The sequence below is a fragment of the Haloparvum sedimenti genome (assembly GCF_001462205.1).
GTDB lineage: Archaea > Halobacteriota > Halobacteria > Halobacteriales > Haloferacaceae > Haloparvum > Haloparvum sedimenti.
Window position 1 is genome coordinate 95,374 of sequence record NZ_LKIR01000126.1, and the last position, 18,704, is coordinate 114,077.

Below are 18,704 nucleotides of genomic sequence, written 5' to 3' on the forward strand. Positions count from 1 at the left end.
CCGGCAGCCGGTGCCGCCGACTCAACGCCTTTCCCTCCGAGGCCGGTGGCGGACGTATGAGCGACACAGTCGACGACGGCGACCCGGACGACAACCCGGGCGACGATCCGAACGACGCCCCGGGCGACGGTCACCCCACCGTGGCGGTGCTGGCCTGCGGCGGAACGATCGCCTCGGAACCGGACGACGACGGGGCGGCCCCGGCGAAGGCGGGCGAGGAACTGGTCGAGGCGGTGCCCGCACTCGCGGACCACGCGCGGGTCGAGGCCCGCGAGGTGTGCGGCCAGCCCGGGTTCGACATGCGCTGGCGCGACGTGCTCGCGACCGCGGACGCGGCGCGCGAGGCGGTCGCGGACGACGGATCTGCGGGGGAGACCGGCGCCGACGGCGTCGTCGTCACCCACGGCACCGACACGCTCGCGGACACGGCGTTCGCGCTCGACCTGTTGACCGACCTCCCGGTCCCGGTGGTCGTGACCGGGGCGCAGCGACGGCTCGACGAGCCTTCCAGCGACGTGCCCGCGAACCTGACGACCGCGGTCCGGGCCGCCGCGGACGAGCGGTACGCGCCGGGCGTCCACGTCGCGTTCGACGACGAACTCCACGCCGCACGCGAGGCGATCAAGGGCCACACGAACGCGCTCTCGACGTTCCGGTCGCCGAACGGCGGCCCGGTCGCGGAGTTCACCCGCGCCGCGGTCCGGGTCCACCGCGAACCCGCGCGGCGCGTCGACGCGCCGCCGCTCGACCTCGGGGCGGCGGACGCCGACGCCGTCCCGGAGGTGCCCGTCGTCCAGTCCGGCACCGGCGTCGGCGCGGCGGGGCTGGAGCGCGCGCTCGCCGCGGAGTCCGTCGAGGCGGTCGTGATCGAGGGCACCGGGCTCGGCAACGCCACCGGGGCGCTCGGCGACGCGGTCGGCGAGGCGCTCGGGTCTGAGAACCCCGTCCCCGTGGTCGTTTCCTCGCGCTCTCCGGCGGGGCCGACGGAGCCGGTCTACGGCACGCCCGGCGGCGCCGTCACCCTCGCGGACCACGGCGTCACGTTCGCGGACGACCTCCCGGCCGCGAAGGCACGAATCGCGGTCGCGCTCGGCTTCGCGGCCGGCCGATCCGGCGACGCACTCGCTGACCTGCTGACCGCGCCGCCGCGCGTCTGAGTCCGCGCCCGAACGCCGCGCTTTACTCGCCGCGCCGCGTCGTCGGGGGCATGGCAGACCTCCACCCGGTCGCGAAGCGCATCCACAACGTCCAGCCCGACCCGGTCCGACTGACCGTGGAGGGTGGCAGCGAGCACGGCGGCGGCGACGAGAGCGACGAAGGCGCCGCGTCGGGCGTCTACCGGTTCGACTCGACCGAGTTCTTCCAGCGCGAGTTCCGCGGCGAGGGCACGCGCGTCGACGCGGACACGGACGCGGCGTTCAGGCTCATAAGCTCCGAAGACTACGAGCGAATTCTGCTCGGTCGGCAGGGCCCCGAGGAGGAGGGGTGGAGGATGGTCGGCGAGGTCGTCGCCGCCGAGCGCGCTGACGGCGAGTAGGGACGGTCCACGGACGCTTCGGGCTCACCTCTCGACCACCGCCCGCCGCCCTCAGCGCCGCCACGCCTCGCGCAGGAACACCAGCGCGCCGCCGATCATCGCGAGGTTGCCGAAGAACGCGAGCCGTTCGCCGTCGCGGTCGTCGGGGTCGGCGTTCCAGAAGTCGTGCATCGTCGCCGTCACGACCGTCAGGAAGGTGACCGCCGCGCCGGTGGCGACCCGCGGGAGCCGCCAGAGCGCGATCCCCAGTCCGGCGACCACCATCATCCCCGAGGCGAACGGCGCCGCGAGGTCGGGCAGCGGGACGCCCGCGGACTCCGCGTACTCCACAGTGTCGTCCATGTCGCGGAAGTCCTCGGAGGCCTGCAGCGCCAGCCCGAGCCCGAGCAGGACGCGGCCGAGCCGAGAGGGGGATTTCTCCGTCGATCCGTCGGACGTCTCGCTGTCACTGCTCATGTGGCCCCGTTCGGCCGGCCGGCGCATAAATCGCGGTGTCGCGTCGGACGCGGCTCGGCGGGAACCGGCCGAGACGCGGGGGCGGGATCCACCCCCGCGTATTTCCGTCCACCCCTCCACCTTCGAAAGGCCATGAAGGAGAACGCTGCACGAGGCGGCGGAGATACCGAGCGGTCGCTCGCCGTCAGAGCGGTCTGGTTCCTGCTCGTCGGCTGGTGGGCGACCGGGATCTGGCTCGGCGTGGCCTGGTTCCTGAACGTGACGATCATCGGAATTCCGATAGGGATCAAGATGATCAACAAGGTCCCGAAGGTCCTCTCGCTGAAGGAGCGGGACCTCGTCGACGCCGAGGGCGGGAGCGGCGAGCAGCCGTACGGGCTCGCCGTCCGCGGCGTCTACTTCGTGTTCGTCGGCTGGTGGGCCAGCGGCGTCTGGATGTCGGTCGCCTACCTGTTCACGCTCAGCATCGTCGGGCTCCCGGTCGCGGTGCTGATGTACAACAAGCTCCCGTTCGTGGTCTCGCTGTACGAGTACTGACGGGGGCAGTTCCGCTCCCGCACCGCTCCGCAACCACTAAACGCCGTTCGCACCTTCCCCCGGTAATGGCTGACTGGACGGAGCGGTACCGGCCGACCTCCCTCTCGGAGCTCCGCGGCAACGACAAGGCCGCCGGCAAGCTCCAGGAGTGGGCCGACACGTGGGACGATCACCGCGAGGCGGTCGTCCTCCACGGCAGCCCGGGCGTCGGGAAGACGAGCGCGGCCCACGCGCTCGCCAACGACATGGGCTGGGAGACGATGGAGTTGAACGCCTCCGACAAACGCACGGGCGACGTGATCGAGCAGTTCGCCGGGCGAGCGGCGCGCAACGCCACGCTCGCGGGGTCGGCCGCGGGCGGCGGCGCGGCCGGCGGAGACACGGAGAGCAGACAGCTCGTCATCCTCGACGAGGCCGACAACATCCACGGCAACTACGACCGCGGCGGCAAGTCCGCGATCACGAAGCTGGTCAAGGAGTCGGGCCAGCCGATCGTGCTCATCGCCAACGAGTACTACGACATGTCCCGCGGGCTCCGCAACGCCTGTCAGGAGATCGAGTTCCGGGACGTGGGCGCGCGCTCCATCGTCCCCGTCCTCCGCGACATCTGCCGGCGCGAGGAGATCGAGTTCGAGTCGGACGCGCTCCAGCGCATCGCGGAGCGCAACAAGGGCGACCTCCGCGGCGCGGTCAACGACTTACAGGCCATCGCGGAGGGACGCGACGCGGTCACCCTCGACGACGTGGTGACCGGCGACCGCGACAAGTCGATGGGGATCTTCCCGTTCCTCGACGCGGTCCTCAAGGAACAGGGCGCCGAGGAAGCGCTCCAGTCCGCGTACAGCGTCGACGAGACGCCGGACGACCTCACCAAGTGGGTCGAGGACAACATGCTGACGGTGTACGACGCCGACGAGGCCACGCGCGCGTACGACTTCCTCGCGAACGCCGACGTGTGGCTCGGCCGCGTCCGCGCCTCGCAGAACTACTCCTACTGGCGCTACGCGACGGACAACGCGGCCGCGGGCGTCGCGGCCGCCCGCGACGGCGAGAAGGGCGGCTGGACGCGCTGGGGCCGACCGCAGTTCTGGCCGTCCTCGGACAAGACCGCCGACGAGGTGGTCAGAAAGGTCGCCGCGGCGGAGGGGTGCAGCATGGACATCGCGCGCCGCCGCGTCCTCCCGTTTCTGGAGGCGATGACCCACCACTGCAAGCCGAAGGAGCTCACGATCAGGATGGCCGCCGCCTACGACATGGACGAGGCGGAAGTGTCGTTCGTCACCGGCTCCGGCGAGTCGACCAACAAGGTTCAGGGCATCGTCGAGGCGGCACAGGCGCGCCGCGAGGAGGCGATGGAGGAGCACGCCGAGGGCGCCTTCGCGGGCGTTCCGACGCGGGAGAGCGACGACGCGGGAGCGGACGGGGGGGCCGGCGGCGACGAGCGGGATGCCGCGGCGCCGACCGCAGCGGCCGACGACGCGACCGGGAGTTCGGACGCGACCGACGACGGGAACGACGCCGACAGCGACGACGGCCAGTCGGGGCTCGGCGACTTCGTCTGACCGCGGCCGGCGCAATCGGTTGGCGGGGTCCGACTGATCGGCGCAACCGGCCGGAGCCGCCGCACACATTTTTAAGCACCGGCCGCCCGACACGACGAGCATGCGCGCAGCCGTGCTGGAGGCGTATGGGGAACCGCTCGACGTGCGCGAGGTACCGGACCCGGACCCGGGACCGGACGGCGCCGTCGTCGAGGTGGAGGCGTGCGGCGTCTGCCGGAGCGACTGGCACGCCTGGAAGGGACACGGCGAGTGGGCCGACGACCGGGTCCCGCTCGGGCTGACGCTCGGCCACGAGCCCGCCGGGACCGTCGTGGAGACGGGCGCGAACGTCGAGCGCGTGCGCGAGGGCGACCGCGTCGTCGTCCCGTTCTCGCTCGGCGACGGCACCTGTCCGGCCTGCCGGACCGGCCACGGCAACGTCTGTGCCGACGGCGCGGCGCTCGGGTTCGAGGCGGCCGCGCCCGGCGCGTTCGCGGAGTACGTCCGCGTGCCGAACGCCGACTACAACGCCGTCGAACTGCCGGCGTTTCTGTCCCCGCGGGACGCCGCGGCGCTCGGCTGCCGCTACATGACCGCCTACCACGCGCTGGCCGACCGGGCGGGCCTCTCGGGCGGCGAGTGGCTCGCGGTCCACGGCTGCGGCGGCGTCGGGCTCTCGGCGGTCCAGATCGGGAGCGCGCTCGGCGCGCGGGTCGTGGCGGTGGACCTCGACGAGGACGCGCTGGGGCGGGCGGTCGAGCTGGGCGCGGACGCGACCGTGAACGCTCGCGAGACGGCCGACGCCGTCGACGCGGTCGTCGAGGCGGTCAGGGACGCGACCGACGGCGGCGCCGCGGTCTCGATGGACGCGCTCGGCATCGCGGAGACGTGTCGCAACTCGGTGCGGTGTCTGAAGCCCCGTGGTACCCACGTGCAGGTCGGGCTCACGACGGACGCCGAGGAGGGTGAGGTGTCGCTCCCGACGGACTGGATGACGCGCTGGGAGATCGACTTCGTCGGCTCCCGGGGGATGCCGCCGACCGACTACGGGCGCCTGTTCGACCTCGTGGAGGCGGCCGGCGTCGACCCCGGCGCGCTGGTGACGCGGGAGGTCGCGCTCTCGGAGGTCTCGGACCGGCTGGCCGCGATGGACGACTACGGCACCGCCGGCGTCGAGGTCGTCACGGAGTTTTCGGGGTAGGCCGCGACGGCTGACCGCCGCTATCGGTCGCTTTCGCCGAGGTCGAGCTCCGTCCCCGCCTTCTCGCCGCGACCGTTCTCCAGCGCGGAGTGGGAGGCGGAAAGCGGCGAGACGCTCACCTCGCCGTCGACGGTCGCGCGGCGGTCCGAGCCGAGGTCGTCGGTCACCTCGCCGCTGAGGAACTCGCGCCAGAAGCGGTCGCGCAGCTCCATCCCGGCCTCGCCGCGACGCTCCGCGAAGCCGCCCTCCGCCGGCTCCTCGTCGCCGGGGTGGAACTCCATCACGTCGAAGCCGCGCGCGGGCTCCGTGACGCGGTAGGTGGGGTCCGCGGCCGCCTCGTCGTCCGCGCTTGGGACGTTGACGTTGAGGAGTTCGGCCTCGAGCGGGAGGCCCTCGCGCTCGAAGCGCGCGACGAGGTCGGCGGTCACCTCGCCCGCGAGCGCGAAGTCCGCCGCGTCCGGCGTTGGCGAGATGGGGAGGTTCCCGCGGTCGTACATCGAGACCGCGACCGCGGGCGTGTCGAGGAAGGCCGCCTCCATCGCCGCGCCGACGGTCCCCGACTGGACGATGATGTGTGCACCGATGTTCGGCCCGTGGTTACAGCCCGCGACCACGAGGTCGGGGTCCAACTCCAGCGCGACGGACGCGACCGCGACACAGTCCGCGGGCGTCCCCTCGACCGCGTACCCGAGTTTGTGCTCCTCGTAGGTGATCGTCGTGTCCCACCAGGAGCGCTCGCCGCCGACCCCCGACTGGTTGGTCGCCGGTGCGACGACGGTCACGTCGTGGTCGTCCGCGAGCGCCTCGTAGAGCGCGCGGAGCCCAAGCGCGTCGATGCCGTCGTCGTTGGTGAGGAGGATATCGGCCATGCGTGGGCGTAGTGCGGACGAGGGGAAAACGCCGCCGGTACGGATCTCTACCGCGACGCCCTGCTATCGACACCCGGTGGTGCAGACCGAACCGAAACGTCGATTTTCTCAAGCCCGTGGCGGTGGCGGTGTCGTGGCGGTTCCGGTGCCGTGGCGGTTCCGGCCCGTGGCGGTTCCAGTGCTGAGGCGGTTTCGGTGTGGCCGTGCTGGTGTCGCCGCGGTGCTGAGCTGTCGGCGCGCGCGGCGGAGAGCGAGGAGCGTGGTTCGAGAGAACGAGCTCTCCGTCATCCCGAAAATCCCCGATTTTCGGACGACAGCGAGGCTCCCGCGAGCCTGTCGAGCGGAACGACGGGAGTCGCAGCCCAGCAGCCCGCGACCACAGGCGATCGGACCACCCCCGGAGTGCGTCCTACGCGAACACGACGAACCGCAGCAGCCACAGCGCCCCCATCCCGACGCCGATGGTCGCGAACACGTTCTCGGTGCGCCACGCGACCACGCCGGCCGCAAGACCCGCGAGCAGCTGCTCGTCGAGCACCGTCTCCGGCAGGGTCGGCGCGACCGTCACCAGCGAGGGGGCGACCAGCGCCGCCAGCACCGCCGGGGGAACGAACCGGAGCACCTGCTCGGCCCGGGGCGGCACCTCGTCGATGCGCCCGAACAGATGGATCACGGAGAGCCGGAGCCCGTAGGTCGCGAGGCCGATGACCGCGATGACGCCCCACACCGCGACCGGTCCGTAGTCGGTCATCGGTTTCTCACCACCCCGGTGAGCAGGCCGGCGAGAATGCCCACGGCCGCCCCGACGAGCAGTCCGAGGTTGAACGGGAGCCCCGCCGCGACGACCGCGGCCGCGCCGCCGACGCCGCCCGCGACCGTCGTCGGACGGTCCTTCATCGCGGGGACGAGCAGGGCCAGAAACACCAGCGGGACGGCGAAGGAGAGCCCCAGCGAGTCCGGGATGCCGGCGCCGAGCGCGATCCCGAGGACCGTGCCGACGACCCAGACGACCCAGATCGGCGTCCCGACGCCGAGGTAGTAGTAGCGGCGGTCGCGCTCGCCCGCCTCGTCGTCCGCGTACTCGGCGATCGACAGCGCGTACGCCTGATCGGTCAGGAAGTACGCGAGGAGTGCCCGCGTCCGGCGGCGGTACCGAGCGAAGTGCGGCGCGATGGAGGCGGAGTACATCACCATCCGGAGGTTGATCACGACGGCCGTCGCGACGACGACCGCCAGCGGCGCGTTCTCCCCGAGCAGCTCCAGCGCGGCGAGCTGGGACGCTCCGGCGTAGACGAACACCGACATGCCGACCGCCTGCGCGGGCGTCAGGCCGGCGTCGACCGCGGCGATCCCCGCCACGAGCGCGAACGGCGCGATCCCCAGCAGGATGGGGACCGAGTCCCGAACGCCCGCACGGAGGTCCTCGTGCATACCGGATCGAACCTCGGCGCCCGTGAAAGCGGTGTCGAACCGGCGCGCCGCGGCCCGCCGGATTCCGAGCTAGGTGCCCGGGACGCCGACCGCAGAGAGCCCGCCGACGCCGACGAGTTCGAGCGCCGCGAGCGCGACCACGGCGACGGCCCACGCGACCGCACCGACGACGGCCGCTCGGAGCCAGCCGACGGGGTACCGCCGCTTCACGACCGCGAGCCAGCCGACCAGCGCGAGCAGCGTCCCGATCAGGGGGATCCACGCGAGGAGCGCCCACACGAGCGCACCGAGCAGCGCGGTGACCACCGCGTGCCCCAGGTCGCTGCTGCCGTACCGGTCCCGATAGGCGCCGACGTGCGCGCCGACGGCGAGGGCGCTCCCGCCGATCAGCACGCCGACGACGAATTCGATGGGTGCCATCGCTCCCGCCTCGGAAGCCGGCGGTGAAAAACCGGGGCGACGCCGAACCCGGATAGCGTCGGATAAAGCCGATTTTGTCAGTCGGTCGTCGAGATCACGACCGCGCTCCGGATCTCCAGTGCCGACTCCAGCTCCGACCGCCGGCCGTGAACGCTGCCCAGTCGCTTCAGCTGCGCCTCGTGGGCCCGCTCGACCGCGTCGCGCTCGCGGTCCGTGAGATCGAGCCGCGCCGCGACCGCGTCCCAGTGGGCCGGCTCGACGAGGAACGCCTCGCGGTCCGCCTCCGCGACGGCGCGCTCGTACTCGCGGCGGTAGTCGCCGAGCCGCGGCCCGAGGTCCGCCTGCACCCGTCGGAGGAGGGGTCCGAGCCGCGTCGGCGCGACGCTCGCGAGCGCGCCCGCCTGAAGCAACACCGTCCCGTCGAAGGGGATCTCGGCCGCCGACTCGTCCGGGTCGGGAGTCACGTCGCGCTCGCCCCCCTCATCCGCCGGCGCGCATCGCCTTCTGCCCGAAGGCGTCCACCAACTCGTCGAGCGCGTCGGGGTCGCCGACGAAACGGACGGTCACCTCCGTCAGCTCCAGCGAGCCGGCGGGGTTCACTTTGGCGGCGCTCAGCTCGACGCGCCAGTCGACGCCCTCGATCCGGGTCGCCTCGGCGGGGTCGTCGGTCCCCACGAGTTCGCCGCCGAGGTTGCGGAGGTAGTGGGCGGCGAGCCGGCGGGAGATTCCGCGGTACGACCGTTCGCGTTCCTCCTCGCCGTCCGCAGGGGTGAGATCAGACATGACCACCCGCGACCGGCGGGAACACGGAGAGCGTGTCGCCCGCCGCGAGATCGGTGTCCACGCCGTCGATGTGGAGCACCTCCCGACCGTTCTTGAGGACGTTTATTTGTGGGGCGAGGTCGCCGTCGACGAGCAGGTTGCCCGCCAGCCCCTCGTAGTCGGCCTCCAGCGCCGCGAGCACGTCGCCGACGGTCGCGTCGTCGTCGACCTCGTAGGCGACCGTCTTGCCCCCGGCCGCCTCCCGAAAGGTGGCGAAGAACCGAAGTTCCAGCTCCATGGATGCCCCTCGGCCGGCGGCGACTTAAACCCGCGTCGCGAGCGCGCCGAACGCGGACAGGCGGCCGGCGGCGAGGGGAGGCCCGAAGCGAGCCGCTACTGACCGCCGAACCGGATCCCGTCCTCGACGAGTCGGTAGTTCCGCTCGCGGTCCAACTCGGCGGCGAGCCAGTCGTGGTCGTACAGCTGGGCGATCAGCTCGGCGTAGAGGTTGCGCCACGCGATCGCGTAGATGGGCGACTGCCCCCACGCCCGGAGCTCGGGGACGAACTCGTCGAAGCGCTCCATGCGCGCCTCCATGTACTCGATGGCGTCGACCGCGGCCGCGGCCGCCTCGCCGGGGTCGTCGGCCTCCGCGACCGCCTCGTTGATCCCGGACTGGACGCCGACGATGGCGCGACGCATGTCCTGTTCGACCGACTCCGACTCCTCCGGCAGCGACTCGATGACGCCCCGCGGGACGCCGAGTTCGACCTCGTCCATACGGGTCGGTCTCGGGGGCGAAAGAAAAACGTCCCGCCGACCGGTGGCGAGGCGACGAGGGCTCGCGGCCGCCCCCTACCGATCGGAGTCGCCGATCGGTGCCGCACCGAAGCGATCAGAACAGGGCGGTGTAGGTCGTCAACGCGATCAGGACCGCCGCGACCGCCACGGTGAGCTTGTCCGTCCGGTTCATGACGCCCTCGTAGTTGGTCGAGAGGGCGACGACCCCCGCGAGCCCGCCGATCGCGACGAGCACGGTGACGACCGTGAGCACGGTTTCGAGTAGCGTAACCATGCGTCGCACATCGGACGCGCGGGTCATAAACCTCCGGGAGCCGGGCGGTGTGGGGCCGTAGCGTGTGCCGACTACGGCGTCGGTGCCGCCTTCTGGAGCGCGGTCTCGGCCACGTTGCCGCCGTAGTCCGCGCTCCGGAGCACGGAGTCCACGACGAGTCCGAGCAGCTGCGCGCGGGTGGGGTCGAGGTCGCGGAGGAGCTCGTCGATCTGTCTGACGCGCTCGTCGATCTCGCGGACCTGCTCGCGCGCGTCGTTCGCCTTCCGGGTCGCCGCCTCGCTCTCCTCCTCGAACAGCGCGTCCATCGCGGTGTCTATCACCTCGACAGCGTCGGCGTGAAGCTCGTCGATGGCGTCGAGCACTTCCTCCGGGATCGCCTCGTCGATGTTGAGGGTGAGGTGGGCGATCTTGGTCGCGTGGTCGCCGATCCGCTCCAGCTGGCGGGCGCTGGAGTGGTAGTCGAAACAGACCTCGCGGGGGACGCCCAGCTCCTCCGCGGCCTTCGGCGTCCGGAGCGTGGCCCGGAAGATCCGCGAGACGACCATCCAGAGCCGGTCGAGGTCGTCGTCGCGGTTGATCACGTCCCGCGCGAGGTCGGCGTCGAGGTCCCGCAGCGCGGCGAGCGCGTCCTCCAGCATCGAGGTGGAGATGAGCCGCATCCGCGTGACGGCGTTGTGGATCGACAGCTCCGAGGAGTCGAGCAGGTCGCGGACGACCACGCGGTCGCGGGTCTCCTCGAGCACCTCCAGTCCGACGAGACTCTGGGTGGCCTCGCGGATGGTGGCCCGCTGCTCGGTGGAGATCCGTCCCCCTTCGAGGGCGATCACGTCGAAGCCGCTGACGTACATCGTCATCACCGCGCGCGTCAGTTCCTGCCCCTCCAGCTTCGTGATGTCGAGCGTGCCCCGCGTGCGCTCCTCCTCCGAGTGGGGCGTGAGGAACAGCGAGTCCCCCTCGGGATAGAACTCCACCTCGGTGCCCGCGCTCACGTCGTTTTCCGTCGCCCACTCCTTCGGGATCGAGACGGTGTACGTCGACCCCCCGGTGACCTGGACCTTGCGGGTCTCCATGCGACCCCATACGCCGACTCTACTGATAAACCTAATCAAGTATATATTTTCTGCACTGGTGGACCAAATACACCTATTGTGTCGGGAATACGCAGCTCACCGTCTCGGATAGTCTCGGATCGGATTCGACATCGACCCAGATCTCGACCAGAATACGTATCAATATATAGAGGTACATAGACGTGATAGCAGCGTATTTAGGTCCCTGCCGCTCAATCCCGTATTGATGACCAGTGACGCCTCCGTAACGGAGGAGTGGACCCCAAGTGACCCGGTCGACTCGGCCGGGGCCGAAGGGGAAACGGCCGGCGCGCGCGGCGAGGCCGGCCCGTCCGCGGTCGTGCCGCTCTCGTCGCGAACACCGACGTATTCTTTCCGCCATGAGTGACAGCTACAACGCGACGGCAGACGACCAGTCCGACGACCAGCCGACGACCGCGCCGGCCGAGACGGCGGAGGCGACCCCGTCGGTCGAGCGGATCCCCGAGCGTGAGGCCGCGCTGACCGCCGACGAGCTCACCGTCCACTACGGCGAGGAGCAGGCGCTCCAGCCCACGAGCGTCGGTCTCCCCGAGAACGAGGTCACGGCGATCATCGGTCCCTCGGGCTGTGGGAAGTCGACGTTCCTGCGGTGTATCAACCGCATGAACGACATGATCGACAGCTGTCGGGTCGACGGCGAGCTTCGGTTCCAGGGGAAGAACGTCTACGACGACGACGTGGACCCGGTCGCGCTCCGACGCCGCATCGGGATGGTGTTCCAGAAGCCGAACCCCTTCCCAAAGTCGATCTACGACAACGTCGCCTACGGGCTGAAGGTGCAGGGCAAGGAGGTCACCGACGAGGCGGTCGAGCGCGCGCTGAAGGGCGCGGCGCTGTGGGACGAGGTGAACCACCAGCTCGACTCCTCCGGACTGGACCTCTCCGGCGGACAACAGCAGCGCCTCTGCATCGCGCGCGCCATCGCGCCGGACCCGGAGGTCATCCTGATGGACGAGCCGGCCTCCGCGCTCGACCCGGTCGCGACCGCGAAGGTCGAGGACCTCATCGACGAGCTCGCCGAGGAGTACACCGTCATCATCGTCACCCACAACATGCAGCAGGCGGCCCGCATCTCGGACAAGACCGCCGTGTTCCTGACGGGCGGCCAGCTCGTGGAGTTCGGCGACACCGACCGCATCTTCGAGAACCCCGACAACCAGCGCGTCGAGGACTACATCACGGGCAAGTTCGGGTAGCCCAGCGCACGGTCGCGTCGTTCACATTTATGTCGGTCGGTCGAGTCGGTTTCGGTAGCCGAACCCGGACGAGGCAGACTCGGACCCAACCCCCACACGACACATGGTACGAAAGGAATATCAGGCCAAACTCGATGAACTGCGCGACGACGTACTCTACATGAGCGAGGTCGTCGCGGAGCGACTGCGGATGTCGCTCGACGCACTCGAACAGCAGGACGGCGACCTCGGTCAGGAGGTCATCGACCGCGACCACGAGGTCAACGAGATGTACCTTGAGCTGGAAAAGCAGTGCACCGACCTCATCGCGCTGCAGCAGCCGGTCGCGGGCGACCTCCGGTTCATCGCCGCGTCGTTCAAGATCATCACCGACCTCGAACGCATCGCGGACCTGGCGACCAACCTCGGCGAGTACGCGGGACAGGCGGAGCGCGAGCTGTTCCCCGACGTGGACGTCCAACGCATCGGCGACGAGACGCTGGAGATGCTGGAGGCGGCGATGGAGGCGTACGCCGACCGAGACGAGGACCGCTGTTACGCGGTCGCGGAGCGCGACAACGAGGTCGACGACCTCTGTGCGGCCGCCAGCGAGGTCGTCGTCCGCGACCTGATCCAGCAGGAGGAGATCGGCGAGGACGCCAACGCCGAGACGACGATGCGGGAGGTCCAGCGGCTCCTGTTGACGATCCGCGACCTCGAGCGCGTCGGGGACCACGCGGTCAACATCGCCGCGCGTTCGCTGTACATGATCGACAACGACGACGAGCTGCTCTACTGAGGGGCGTCGGAGCAGCGCTCTCGACCGCGACGCTCGACCGCGACGCTCGGCCACCGACAGTCCGGACAGTCCCCGCCTCATTTATGTCCGCCGGCGAGGACCCATCGATCATGAGCGACGACCGGATCGTCATCCTCGCCCACGAGAAGTTCCCCGACCACGCGAAGACGGCGCTCGGCGTGATGCGCTACGGCGACCAAGAGGTCGCCGCCGTGCTCGACCGCGAGAAGGCCGGCAGCCGCGTCCACGACCACGACGACACGCTCCCGGCCGACGCGCCGGTCGTGGAGACGTTCGCGGACGCGCTCGCGGCCGCCGACGGCGACGTGGACGCGCTCCTGATCGGCGTCGCGCCCATCGGCGGCGGCTTCGACGAGTCGTGGCGTCCCGACGTGCGCGCGGCCATCGAAGCGGGCTGTGACGTGGTGGCGGGCCTCCACTACTTCCTCGACGAGGACGAGGAGTTCTCGCGACTCGCGGCCGAGCACGGCGTCGACCTCCACGACGTGCGCGAACCCCACGAGGGGATCTCCGTCGCCGAGGGGCGCTCGGCCGAGGTCGACGCGGACGTGTTGCTCACGGTCGGCACCGACTGCGGTGTGGGCAAGATGACCGCCTCGCTGGAGATCGTTGCCGCCGCCCGCGAGCGCGGCATCGACGCCGCGTTCGTCCCCACCGGACAGACCGGGATCATGATCGCCGGCTGGGGGAACCCGATCGACCGCGTCGTCTCCGACTTCACCGCCGGCGCCGTCGAGGAGATGATCCTCGAAAAGGGCGACGACCACGACCTGCTCGTCGTCGAGGGACAGGGCTCGATCGTCCACCCCGCCTACTCTGCGGTCACCTGCGGCATCCTCCACGGCGCGATGGCCGACGGCCTCGTGCTGTGTCACAAGGACGGCCGCGAGGCGGTGCGCGGCTACGAGTCCTTCCCGCTTCCGCCGCTTCACGAGTACGTCGGCCTCTACGAGAGCCTCGCCGCGCCGGTCCACGAGGCGCCGGTCGTCGCGGGCGCGCTCAACACGAAGGACGTGGCCGACGACGAGACGGCCACCGAGCGCGTGAGCGACTACGCGAACGCCATCGGCGTGCCCGCGATCGACCCCGTCCGGGACGGCGCGGACGTCATCGTCGACGCGGTCGAGCGCGAGGTGCTGGACTGATGGGCCTCGACGCGTCCGTCGAGCGCGTCACCCTCGAACTCGACGAGCCGTTCTCCATCGCGCGCGGGACACAGACCGAGGCCGAGAACCTGATCGTCCGGGTGACGGACGAAGGAGGGATGACCGGCGTCGGTGCGGCCGCGCCCTCGGGTCACTACGGCGAGACGGCCGACACCGTCGCGGCCGTCCTCCCAGACCTGCTCGCGGTCGTCGAGGAGGTGGGCGACCCCCACGCGCTCCACGAGGTCGAGGCCCGCATGCGCGAGGTCGTCCGCGGAAACCCCGCGGCCCGCACGGCGGTCTCCATCGCGGTCCACGACCTCGCGGCCAAGCGCCTCGGCGTCCCCCTCCATCGCATGTGGGGACTGGACCCGGGCGAGGCGCCGAAGACCTCCTACACGGTCGGCCTCGCGGAGACCGAGCGCGTGCGCGAGAAGGCGGCCGCCGCGGTCGAGGCGGGCTACCCCGTGCTCAAGATCAAGCTCGGCACCGACCGCGACCGCGAGCTGATCGAGGCGGTCCGCGATGCGGCGCCGGACGCCCGGCTCCGCGTGGACGCCAACGAGGCGTGGACGCCCCGCGAGACGGTCGACAAGAGCGAGTGGCTCGCCGAGCACGGCGTGGAGTTCATCGAACAGCCGGTTCCCGCCGAGGATCCCGAGGGGCTCCGGTTCGCCTACGAGCGCGCCGCGCTCCCCATCGCGGCCGACGAGTCGTGCGTGACGCTCGAGGACATCCCCGCCATCGCGAACCGGTGCGACATCGCGAACCTGAAGCTGATGAAGACCGGCGGACTACTGGAGGCGCGCCGGATGATCGCCGCCGCTCGCGCGCACGGACTGGAGGTGATGCTGGGGTGTATGATCGAGTCGAACGCCGCCATCGCGGCCGGCGCACAGCTCGCGCCCCTGCTGGACTACGCGGACCTGGACGGCTCGCTGCTGCTCGCCGCGGACCCCTACGAGGGCGTGGACCTCTCCGAGGGGACGATCCGGCTCGCGGATCAGGACGCGCCCGGAACCGGGGCGCGGCTCCGGTCGGAGTAACGCGACGCCGGTGGCTCACTCATCCTCGCCGTCGGTCTCCCGCAACACGAAGGGACCGATAGAGAGGGTGCGCTTCGCCACGGTGACGATCCGAAGGATGTACGACAGGAGCAGCGCGAACGGCGCGATCGTGACCGTCGCCGCGCCCGCGACGAGCCACAGCGCGTCCGCGACCCCGAGCGTCGTCGCCGTGAAGTCCTGCGGGTCAAGAAACACCAGCGTCGCGATGGCGACCGACACCGCCGGGACCGAGGCCGCCAGCAGGACGCGGGAGAGGTTCGACAGCTCCCACTGGAAGTAGAGCGTCTTGACGTGCTCGCGGGCCGGACCGAACAGCTGGAGGACCCCGACCAGCTCCGTCAGCTCCTCGCGTGCGGGGTCCGGAAGCTGGTCGCCAGTCCCGCGCAGGAGCAGCTTCCCCTCGTGGATCTTCCGCGAGTAGTTGAAGTCGAGCGCGGCCAGCAGCACGTCGAAGGTGCCGAACTCCGCGCCCTCGAGCCGCCGAGCGACCGACGCCGCGTTCCCGGTCACGCCCTCGACGTAGTCGCCGATCCGAGCAGCCAGCTCCGCGTCGGCGACCCTCCCGTCGGTCGCCGCCCCGAACGCCGCGGCGCGCTCCCGGCTCGCCTCGACGAGCGTGCGCAGGAACGCGGCCGGCTCCGCGGGCGCGACGGCCTCGCCCACCGCCTCGGCCGCGTCATCGCGGAACGACAGCGCTCCCTCCATGCGCTCGCGCTGGTCGCCGGCCGGGCCGAGCTCCTGGGAGAGGATCAGCTGCGAGAGGGTCAACACGAGGGTCACGCCGGTGATCGTCGAGCCGACCAGGGCGTTGAACAGCGTCTCGATGGAGTCGCCGCGTTCCAGCAGCGTGCCGGCCGGAACCGGATGCGCCACGCCGAGCGCGACGATGGTACAGAAGACGACGAGCAGTATCCCGGCGGCGACCAGCCGGCGGTCGGCGACGAGAACGACCCACGACACCGCGCGGCCCGCGCCCATCCGACCCTCCATGTCGTCCGCGTCGTCGCTGGCGTCGCTGGCGGTGTCGTCGCTGGTGTCTCCGGCCGCGTCGTCACCGGCCGCGGTGTCGCTGGCCGCATCGGCGCCCGTCCCGGCACCCCCGTCGTCGTCCGGGGTCGGCGTCATCCGGCGCTACTGCTCCTCGTCCCGGAGTTCCTCGAGCTCGCTTTCGATCTCCTCGTCGGCGACCTCGGCCTCAGCGTCGGCGTCCGCCTCGGCGTCCGTGTCGGCCCCTGCGTCGAGCTCCTCATCGAGGTCGGTCTCCTCCGCGGTCGTCGTCTCGGCGTCCGCGTCGGGCTCCGCCGCGCCGTCTTCACCCTTCAGCGTCGCCAGCTCGGCCTCGATCTCGCGGTCCGAGGAGAGCTCGTCCAGCTCGCGGTCGATGCTGTCCTTGTCCGAGAGCGCGTCCTCGAACGCGCCGCTGTCCTGCAGTTCGTCCATCGCCTCGGCGCGCGCCTCCATCTCCTCGGTGCGGTCCTCGGCGCGTTCGATGGCCCGGCCCACGTCCTCCATCTCGTCGCCCGCGCCCGTCATCGCCTCGGAGACGCGCGAGGAGGCCTCCGCGGCCTCGTAGCGCGCCTTCATCGTCTCCTTCTTCGTGCGGAACTCCTCGATGCGGCTCTGGAGCTCGTTCTTCTTCTCGACGAGGTTGTCCTGCGTGTTCTGCAGCTCCGCGATCTGCGCCTCCAGCTCCTCGATCTGCTGCATCTTCGACTTCTTTTTCTCTAACGCCTGCCGCGCGAGGTCGTCGCGGTCCTGCTCGACCGCCTCGCGCGCCTGCCGGTTGTGCTTCTCGACGTTCTCCTCCAGGCGACGTTTCTGTATCTCCAGGCGCTTCTTCTGGGTCGTCAGGTCCGCGGTGCCCTGTTTCACGTCCTGGAGTTCGTCCCGCATCTGCTCGTAGGAGTAGTCCAGCGTCTCCGAGGGGTCCTCGGCCCGGTTGAGGAGGGCGTTGAACTTCGACCGGATGACGTAGGAGGCGCGCGAGAGGATTCCCATGTCCCGTCGTTGGCGCTCCAGCGTTTAAAACCTCATGCGGCGCGCGGGCGCGTCACTCCGCGCTGGATGCGTCCTCGGCGTCCGCGGCGGTCCCCTCTTGGTCCGGTTCGTCCCGCGTCGCCAGCCCCGCGAGGTGACCGACCTCGGGGAGGATTATCTCCTCGACGCCGAGCCGGACGGCGTTCTCCGAGCCCGGCAGACAGAAGACCGGGACGCCGTCCGCGATCCCGCCGATAGCTCGCGAGCCGACGGTCCGCGTCCCGACCTCCTCGTAGGAGAGCCGCCGGAAGAGCTCGCCGAACCCCGGTAGCTCCTTCTCGAACAGCTGGCGGACCGCCTCGGGCGTCACGTCGTCGGGCGTCACGCCGGTGCCCCCGGTCGTGATCACGGCGTCCGTGTCCGCGCGGCCGACCAGCCGGTTGACCGTCCCCTGCACGCGGTCGAAGTCGTCCGGGATCAGCTCCCGCGTGACGACCTCGTGGCCGGCGTTCTCGATCGCTTCGACCGCGTAGTCGCCTGATGGGTCCTCCTCGAGCGAGCGCGAGGAGGAGACCGTCACGACCGCGACGCCGACCGTCTCCGCGTCGTGTGCGTGGTGGTCGTCGTGGGTGTGGTCGTGGCCCTCCCCGTGGCCGTCTCCATGGTGGTCGTGGCCGTGGCCGTCGTGGCCGTGACCCTCTCCGTGGCCGTCTTCGTCGTGGCGGTCGTCTCCGTCGTGATGGTCGTCGCCGTGCTCCGCTCCCCCGTGGTCGCTCATGGTCCCGGCTTCCGGCCGCGGTTACAAAAACTCCCCGCGCTCGGCGCTCCTCGATCGGTCCCCACGTCCCGGACCGAGCCACAGCAGGACACCCACCGCGATCCACGCGATCCCGAGGGGGACGAGCGCGGCGTTCGTCGTGACGAGCACGCGGCCGACCGCCGGCGGAAACGCGCGGAGCAGGTCCAGAAGGACCAGCACCGCGGGGACCGCGGGCGCGACGAGCAGGAGCCACCCCGCGGCGGTCCGGATGCCTTCCCCTCGCGCGCGGACCGCGAGACCGAGCGCGCCGGTTCCGAGAAGGACCGCGGCGTAGCCGGAGAGGAACAGCCACGTCAGCAGCAGGCCGGCGGGGTCCTCGCCGGTCGCCGGGACCGGGGTGAAGCCGGCGGCGACGTACGCCGCCGCCGAGCGCGCGTGCAGGCCCGCGAGGAGGACCCAACCGAGCGCGAAGAGGCCGAGACCCGCCCGGTCGACCCGCGTGGGAGAGGGGCCGAACGCGCGACCGAGGCCGAGCGCCCCGATCCCGACGCCCAGCCAGCCGACCAGCGCGAGGAGGTCGAAGCCCGTCCCGCCGTACGGGCGCGTGCCGTACGCCGCGAGCGCGAGCGTGGGTGCGAGGGTCCACGCGAGCGCGCCGCAGGCGGCGACCGCCCCGGCGCGCGGTCGCCGCGACGAGGGGAACGGCGCCGGCGTCCCGACCCCGCCGTCCGTGTGGCGGTCCATGCGGTCCACTCGCTACCGGGGCGGATAACTCCTCGCGCCGGCGGCCGTCCCCTCGCCGAGGTCGCGTCCGGTTCT

The 18,704-nt window shown here is 71.2% G+C and carries 24 protein-coding genes; 9 read left to right on the forward strand and 15 right to left on the reverse strand.

The window, feature by feature from the left end; genetic code table 11:
• The first annotated feature begins 56 nt into the window (after window positions 1–56).
• Together AN233_RS09880 and AN233_RS09885 are read left to right on the forward strand one after the other, a co-directional pair.
• Window positions 57–1,157: an asparaginase gene (locus AN233_RS09880; protein ID WP_080508422.1), complete on the forward strand. Its 1,101-nt coding sequence runs from the start codon at window positions 57–59 to the stop codon at window positions 1,155–1,157.
• A gap of 50 nt (window positions 1,158–1,207) precedes the next feature.
• Window positions 1,208–1,537, forward strand: coding sequence for a hypothetical protein (locus AN233_RS09885; protein WP_058366615.1), 330 nt, complete (start codon window positions 1,208–1,210; stop codon window positions 1,535–1,537).
• Window positions 1,538–1,588: 51 nt separating this feature from the next.
• On the opposite strand, the gene AN233_RS09890 is transcribed toward AN233_RS09885, so the two are convergent.
• Window positions 1,589–1,993, reverse strand: a complete 405-nt coding sequence (locus AN233_RS09890; protein WP_058366616.1) for a DoxX family protein — start codon at window positions 1,991–1,993, stop codon at window positions 1,589–1,591.
• Window positions 1,994–2,125: 132 nt separating this feature from the next.
• Between AN233_RS09890 and AN233_RS09895 the strand changes: the two genes are divergently transcribed.
• The 3 genes from AN233_RS09895 to AN233_RS09905 all read left to right on the forward strand — a co-directional run bounded on the left by AN233_RS09895 (window position 2,126) and on the right by AN233_RS09905 (window position 5,272).
• On the forward strand, window positions 2,126–2,530 hold the full coding sequence (locus tag AN233_RS09895) for a YccF domain-containing protein (RefSeq protein WP_058366617.1): 405 nt from the start codon (window positions 2,126–2,128) through the stop codon (window positions 2,528–2,530).
• 65 nt (window positions 2,531–2,595) lie between these two features.
• Window positions 2,596–4,092 (forward strand): replication factor C large subunit, encoded by a 1,497-nt coding sequence (locus AN233_RS09900; protein ID WP_058366618.1) that lies wholly within the window; start codon window positions 2,596–2,598, stop codon window positions 4,090–4,092.
• A gap of 100 nt (window positions 4,093–4,192) precedes the next feature.
• On the forward strand, window positions 4,193–5,272 hold the full coding sequence (locus AN233_RS09905) for a zinc-dependent alcohol dehydrogenase family protein (RefSeq protein ID WP_058366619.1): 1,080 nt from the start codon (window positions 4,193–4,195) through the stop codon (window positions 5,270–5,272).
• 20 nt (window positions 5,273–5,292) lie between these two features.
• Here the strand turns inward: AN233_RS09905 and surE are convergent, their stop codons facing one another.
• The 10 genes from surE to AN233_RS09955 all read right to left on the reverse strand — a co-directional run bounded on the left by surE (window position 5,293) and on the right by AN233_RS09955 (window position 10,899).
• The gene (surE, locus tag AN233_RS09910) at window positions 5,293–6,141 is read right to left on the reverse strand and encodes a 5'/3'-nucleotidase SurE (RefSeq protein ID WP_058366620.1); all 849 of its coding nucleotides are present in this window, start codon (window positions 6,139–6,141) and stop codon (window positions 5,293–5,295) included.
• A 409-nt stretch (window positions 6,142–6,550) separates the two neighbouring features.
• Window positions 6,551–6,892 (reverse strand): AzlD domain-containing protein, encoded by a 342-nt coding sequence (locus AN233_RS09915; protein ID WP_058366621.1) that lies wholly within the window; start codon window positions 6,890–6,892, stop codon window positions 6,551–6,553.
• Window positions 6,889–7,572: an AzlC family ABC transporter permease gene (locus AN233_RS09920; RefSeq protein ID WP_058366622.1), complete on the reverse strand. Its 684-nt coding sequence runs from the start codon at window positions 7,570–7,572 to the stop codon at window positions 6,889–6,891. Before AN233_RS09920 ends, AN233_RS09915 begins: the two co-directional genes overlap by 4 nt.
• Window positions 7,573–7,641: 69 nt before the next feature.
• The gene (locus AN233_RS09925) at window positions 7,642–7,992 is read right to left on the reverse strand and encodes a hypothetical protein (RefSeq protein ID WP_058366623.1); all 351 of its coding nucleotides are present in this window, start codon (window positions 7,990–7,992) and stop codon (window positions 7,642–7,644) included.
• A gap of 77 nt (window positions 7,993–8,069) precedes the next feature.
• Window positions 8,070–8,456 carry a hypothetical protein gene (locus tag AN233_RS09930; protein WP_058366624.1) on the reverse strand — a complete coding sequence of 129 codons (387 nt, stop codon included), beginning with the start codon at window positions 8,454–8,456 and terminating at the stop codon, window positions 8,070–8,072.
• A gap of 16 nt (window positions 8,457–8,472) precedes the next feature.
• Window positions 8,473–8,775: a hypothetical protein gene (locus tag AN233_RS09935; protein WP_058366625.1), complete on the reverse strand. Its 303-nt coding sequence runs from the start codon at window positions 8,773–8,775 to the stop codon at window positions 8,473–8,475.
• Window positions 8,768–9,052 (reverse strand): ubiquitin-like small modifier protein 1, encoded by a 285-nt coding sequence (locus AN233_RS09940; RefSeq protein ID WP_058366626.1) that lies wholly within the window; start codon window positions 9,050–9,052, stop codon window positions 8,768–8,770. Before AN233_RS09940 ends, AN233_RS09935 begins: the two co-directional genes overlap by 8 nt.
• Before the next feature lie 95 nt (window positions 9,053–9,147).
• The gene (locus AN233_RS09945; protein ID WP_058366627.1) at window positions 9,148–9,534 is read right to left on the reverse strand and encodes a hypothetical protein; all 387 of its coding nucleotides are present in this window, start codon (window positions 9,532–9,534) and stop codon (window positions 9,148–9,150) included.
• Window positions 9,535–9,649: 115 nt separating this feature from the next.
• Window positions 9,650–9,829, reverse strand: coding sequence for a hypothetical protein (locus AN233_RS09950; RefSeq protein ID WP_058366628.1), 180 nt, complete (start codon window positions 9,827–9,829; stop codon window positions 9,650–9,652).
• 71 nt (window positions 9,830–9,900) lie between these two features.
• On the reverse strand, window positions 9,901–10,899 hold the full coding sequence (locus tag AN233_RS09955; RefSeq protein ID WP_058366629.1) for a phosphate signaling complex PhoU family protein: 999 nt from the start codon (window positions 10,897–10,899) through the stop codon (window positions 9,901–9,903).
• Window positions 10,900–11,279: 380 nt separating this feature from the next.
• Between AN233_RS09955 and pstB the strand changes: the two genes are divergently transcribed.
• The 4 genes from pstB (at window position 11,280) to AN233_RS09975 (ending at window position 15,127) form a co-directional block, all read left to right on the forward strand.
• The gene (gene pstB / locus AN233_RS09960; protein WP_058366630.1) at window positions 11,280–12,137 is read left to right on the forward strand and encodes a phosphate ABC transporter ATP-binding protein PstB; all 858 of its coding nucleotides are present in this window, start codon (window positions 11,280–11,282) and stop codon (window positions 12,135–12,137) included.
• 103 nt (window positions 12,138–12,240) lie between these two features.
• Window positions 12,241–12,915, forward strand: a complete 675-nt coding sequence (phoU, locus tag AN233_RS09965) for a phosphate signaling complex protein PhoU (RefSeq protein WP_058366631.1) — start codon at window positions 12,241–12,243, stop codon at window positions 12,913–12,915.
• A 110-nt stretch (window positions 12,916–13,025) separates the two neighbouring features.
• Window positions 13,026–14,081, forward strand: coding sequence for a DUF1611 domain-containing protein (locus AN233_RS09970; protein ID WP_058366632.1), 1,056 nt, complete (start codon window positions 13,026–13,028; stop codon window positions 14,079–14,081).
• Window positions 14,081–15,127 (forward strand): dipeptide epimerase, encoded by a 1,047-nt coding sequence (locus tag AN233_RS09975; RefSeq protein WP_058366633.1) that lies wholly within the window; start codon window positions 14,081–14,083, stop codon window positions 15,125–15,127. The genes AN233_RS09970 and AN233_RS09975 overlap by 1 nt, the downstream gene beginning before the upstream one ends.
• A 15-nt stretch (window positions 15,128–15,142) precedes the next feature.
• On the opposite strand, the gene AN233_RS09980 is transcribed toward AN233_RS09975, so the two are convergent.
• Genes AN233_RS09980 through AN233_RS09995 form a run of 4 tightly spaced genes read right to left on the reverse strand, consistent with a single transcriptional unit; the run spans window position 15,143 to window position 18,629 of the window.
• A complete protein-coding gene (locus AN233_RS09980) occupies window positions 15,143–16,273 on the reverse strand; it encodes a hypothetical protein (protein ID WP_245626049.1) in 1,131 nt (376 codons plus the stop codon).
• A gap of 6 nt (window positions 16,274–16,279) precedes the next feature.
• Window positions 16,280–17,146: a PspA/IM30 family protein gene (locus tag AN233_RS09985; RefSeq protein ID WP_058366634.1), complete on the reverse strand. Its 867-nt coding sequence runs from the start codon at window positions 17,144–17,146 to the stop codon at window positions 16,280–16,282.
• A gap of 52 nt (window positions 17,147–17,198) precedes the next feature.
• The gene (locus tag AN233_RS09990) at window positions 17,199–17,903 is read right to left on the reverse strand and encodes a MogA/MoaB family molybdenum cofactor biosynthesis protein (RefSeq protein WP_058366635.1); all 705 of its coding nucleotides are present in this window, start codon (window positions 17,901–17,903) and stop codon (window positions 17,199–17,201) included.
• 21 nt (window positions 17,904–17,924) lie between these two features.
• The gene (locus AN233_RS09995; protein WP_058366636.1) at window positions 17,925–18,629 is read right to left on the reverse strand and encodes a hypothetical protein; all 705 of its coding nucleotides are present in this window, start codon (window positions 18,627–18,629) and stop codon (window positions 17,925–17,927) included.
• Window positions 18,630–18,704: the final 75 nt, after the last annotated feature.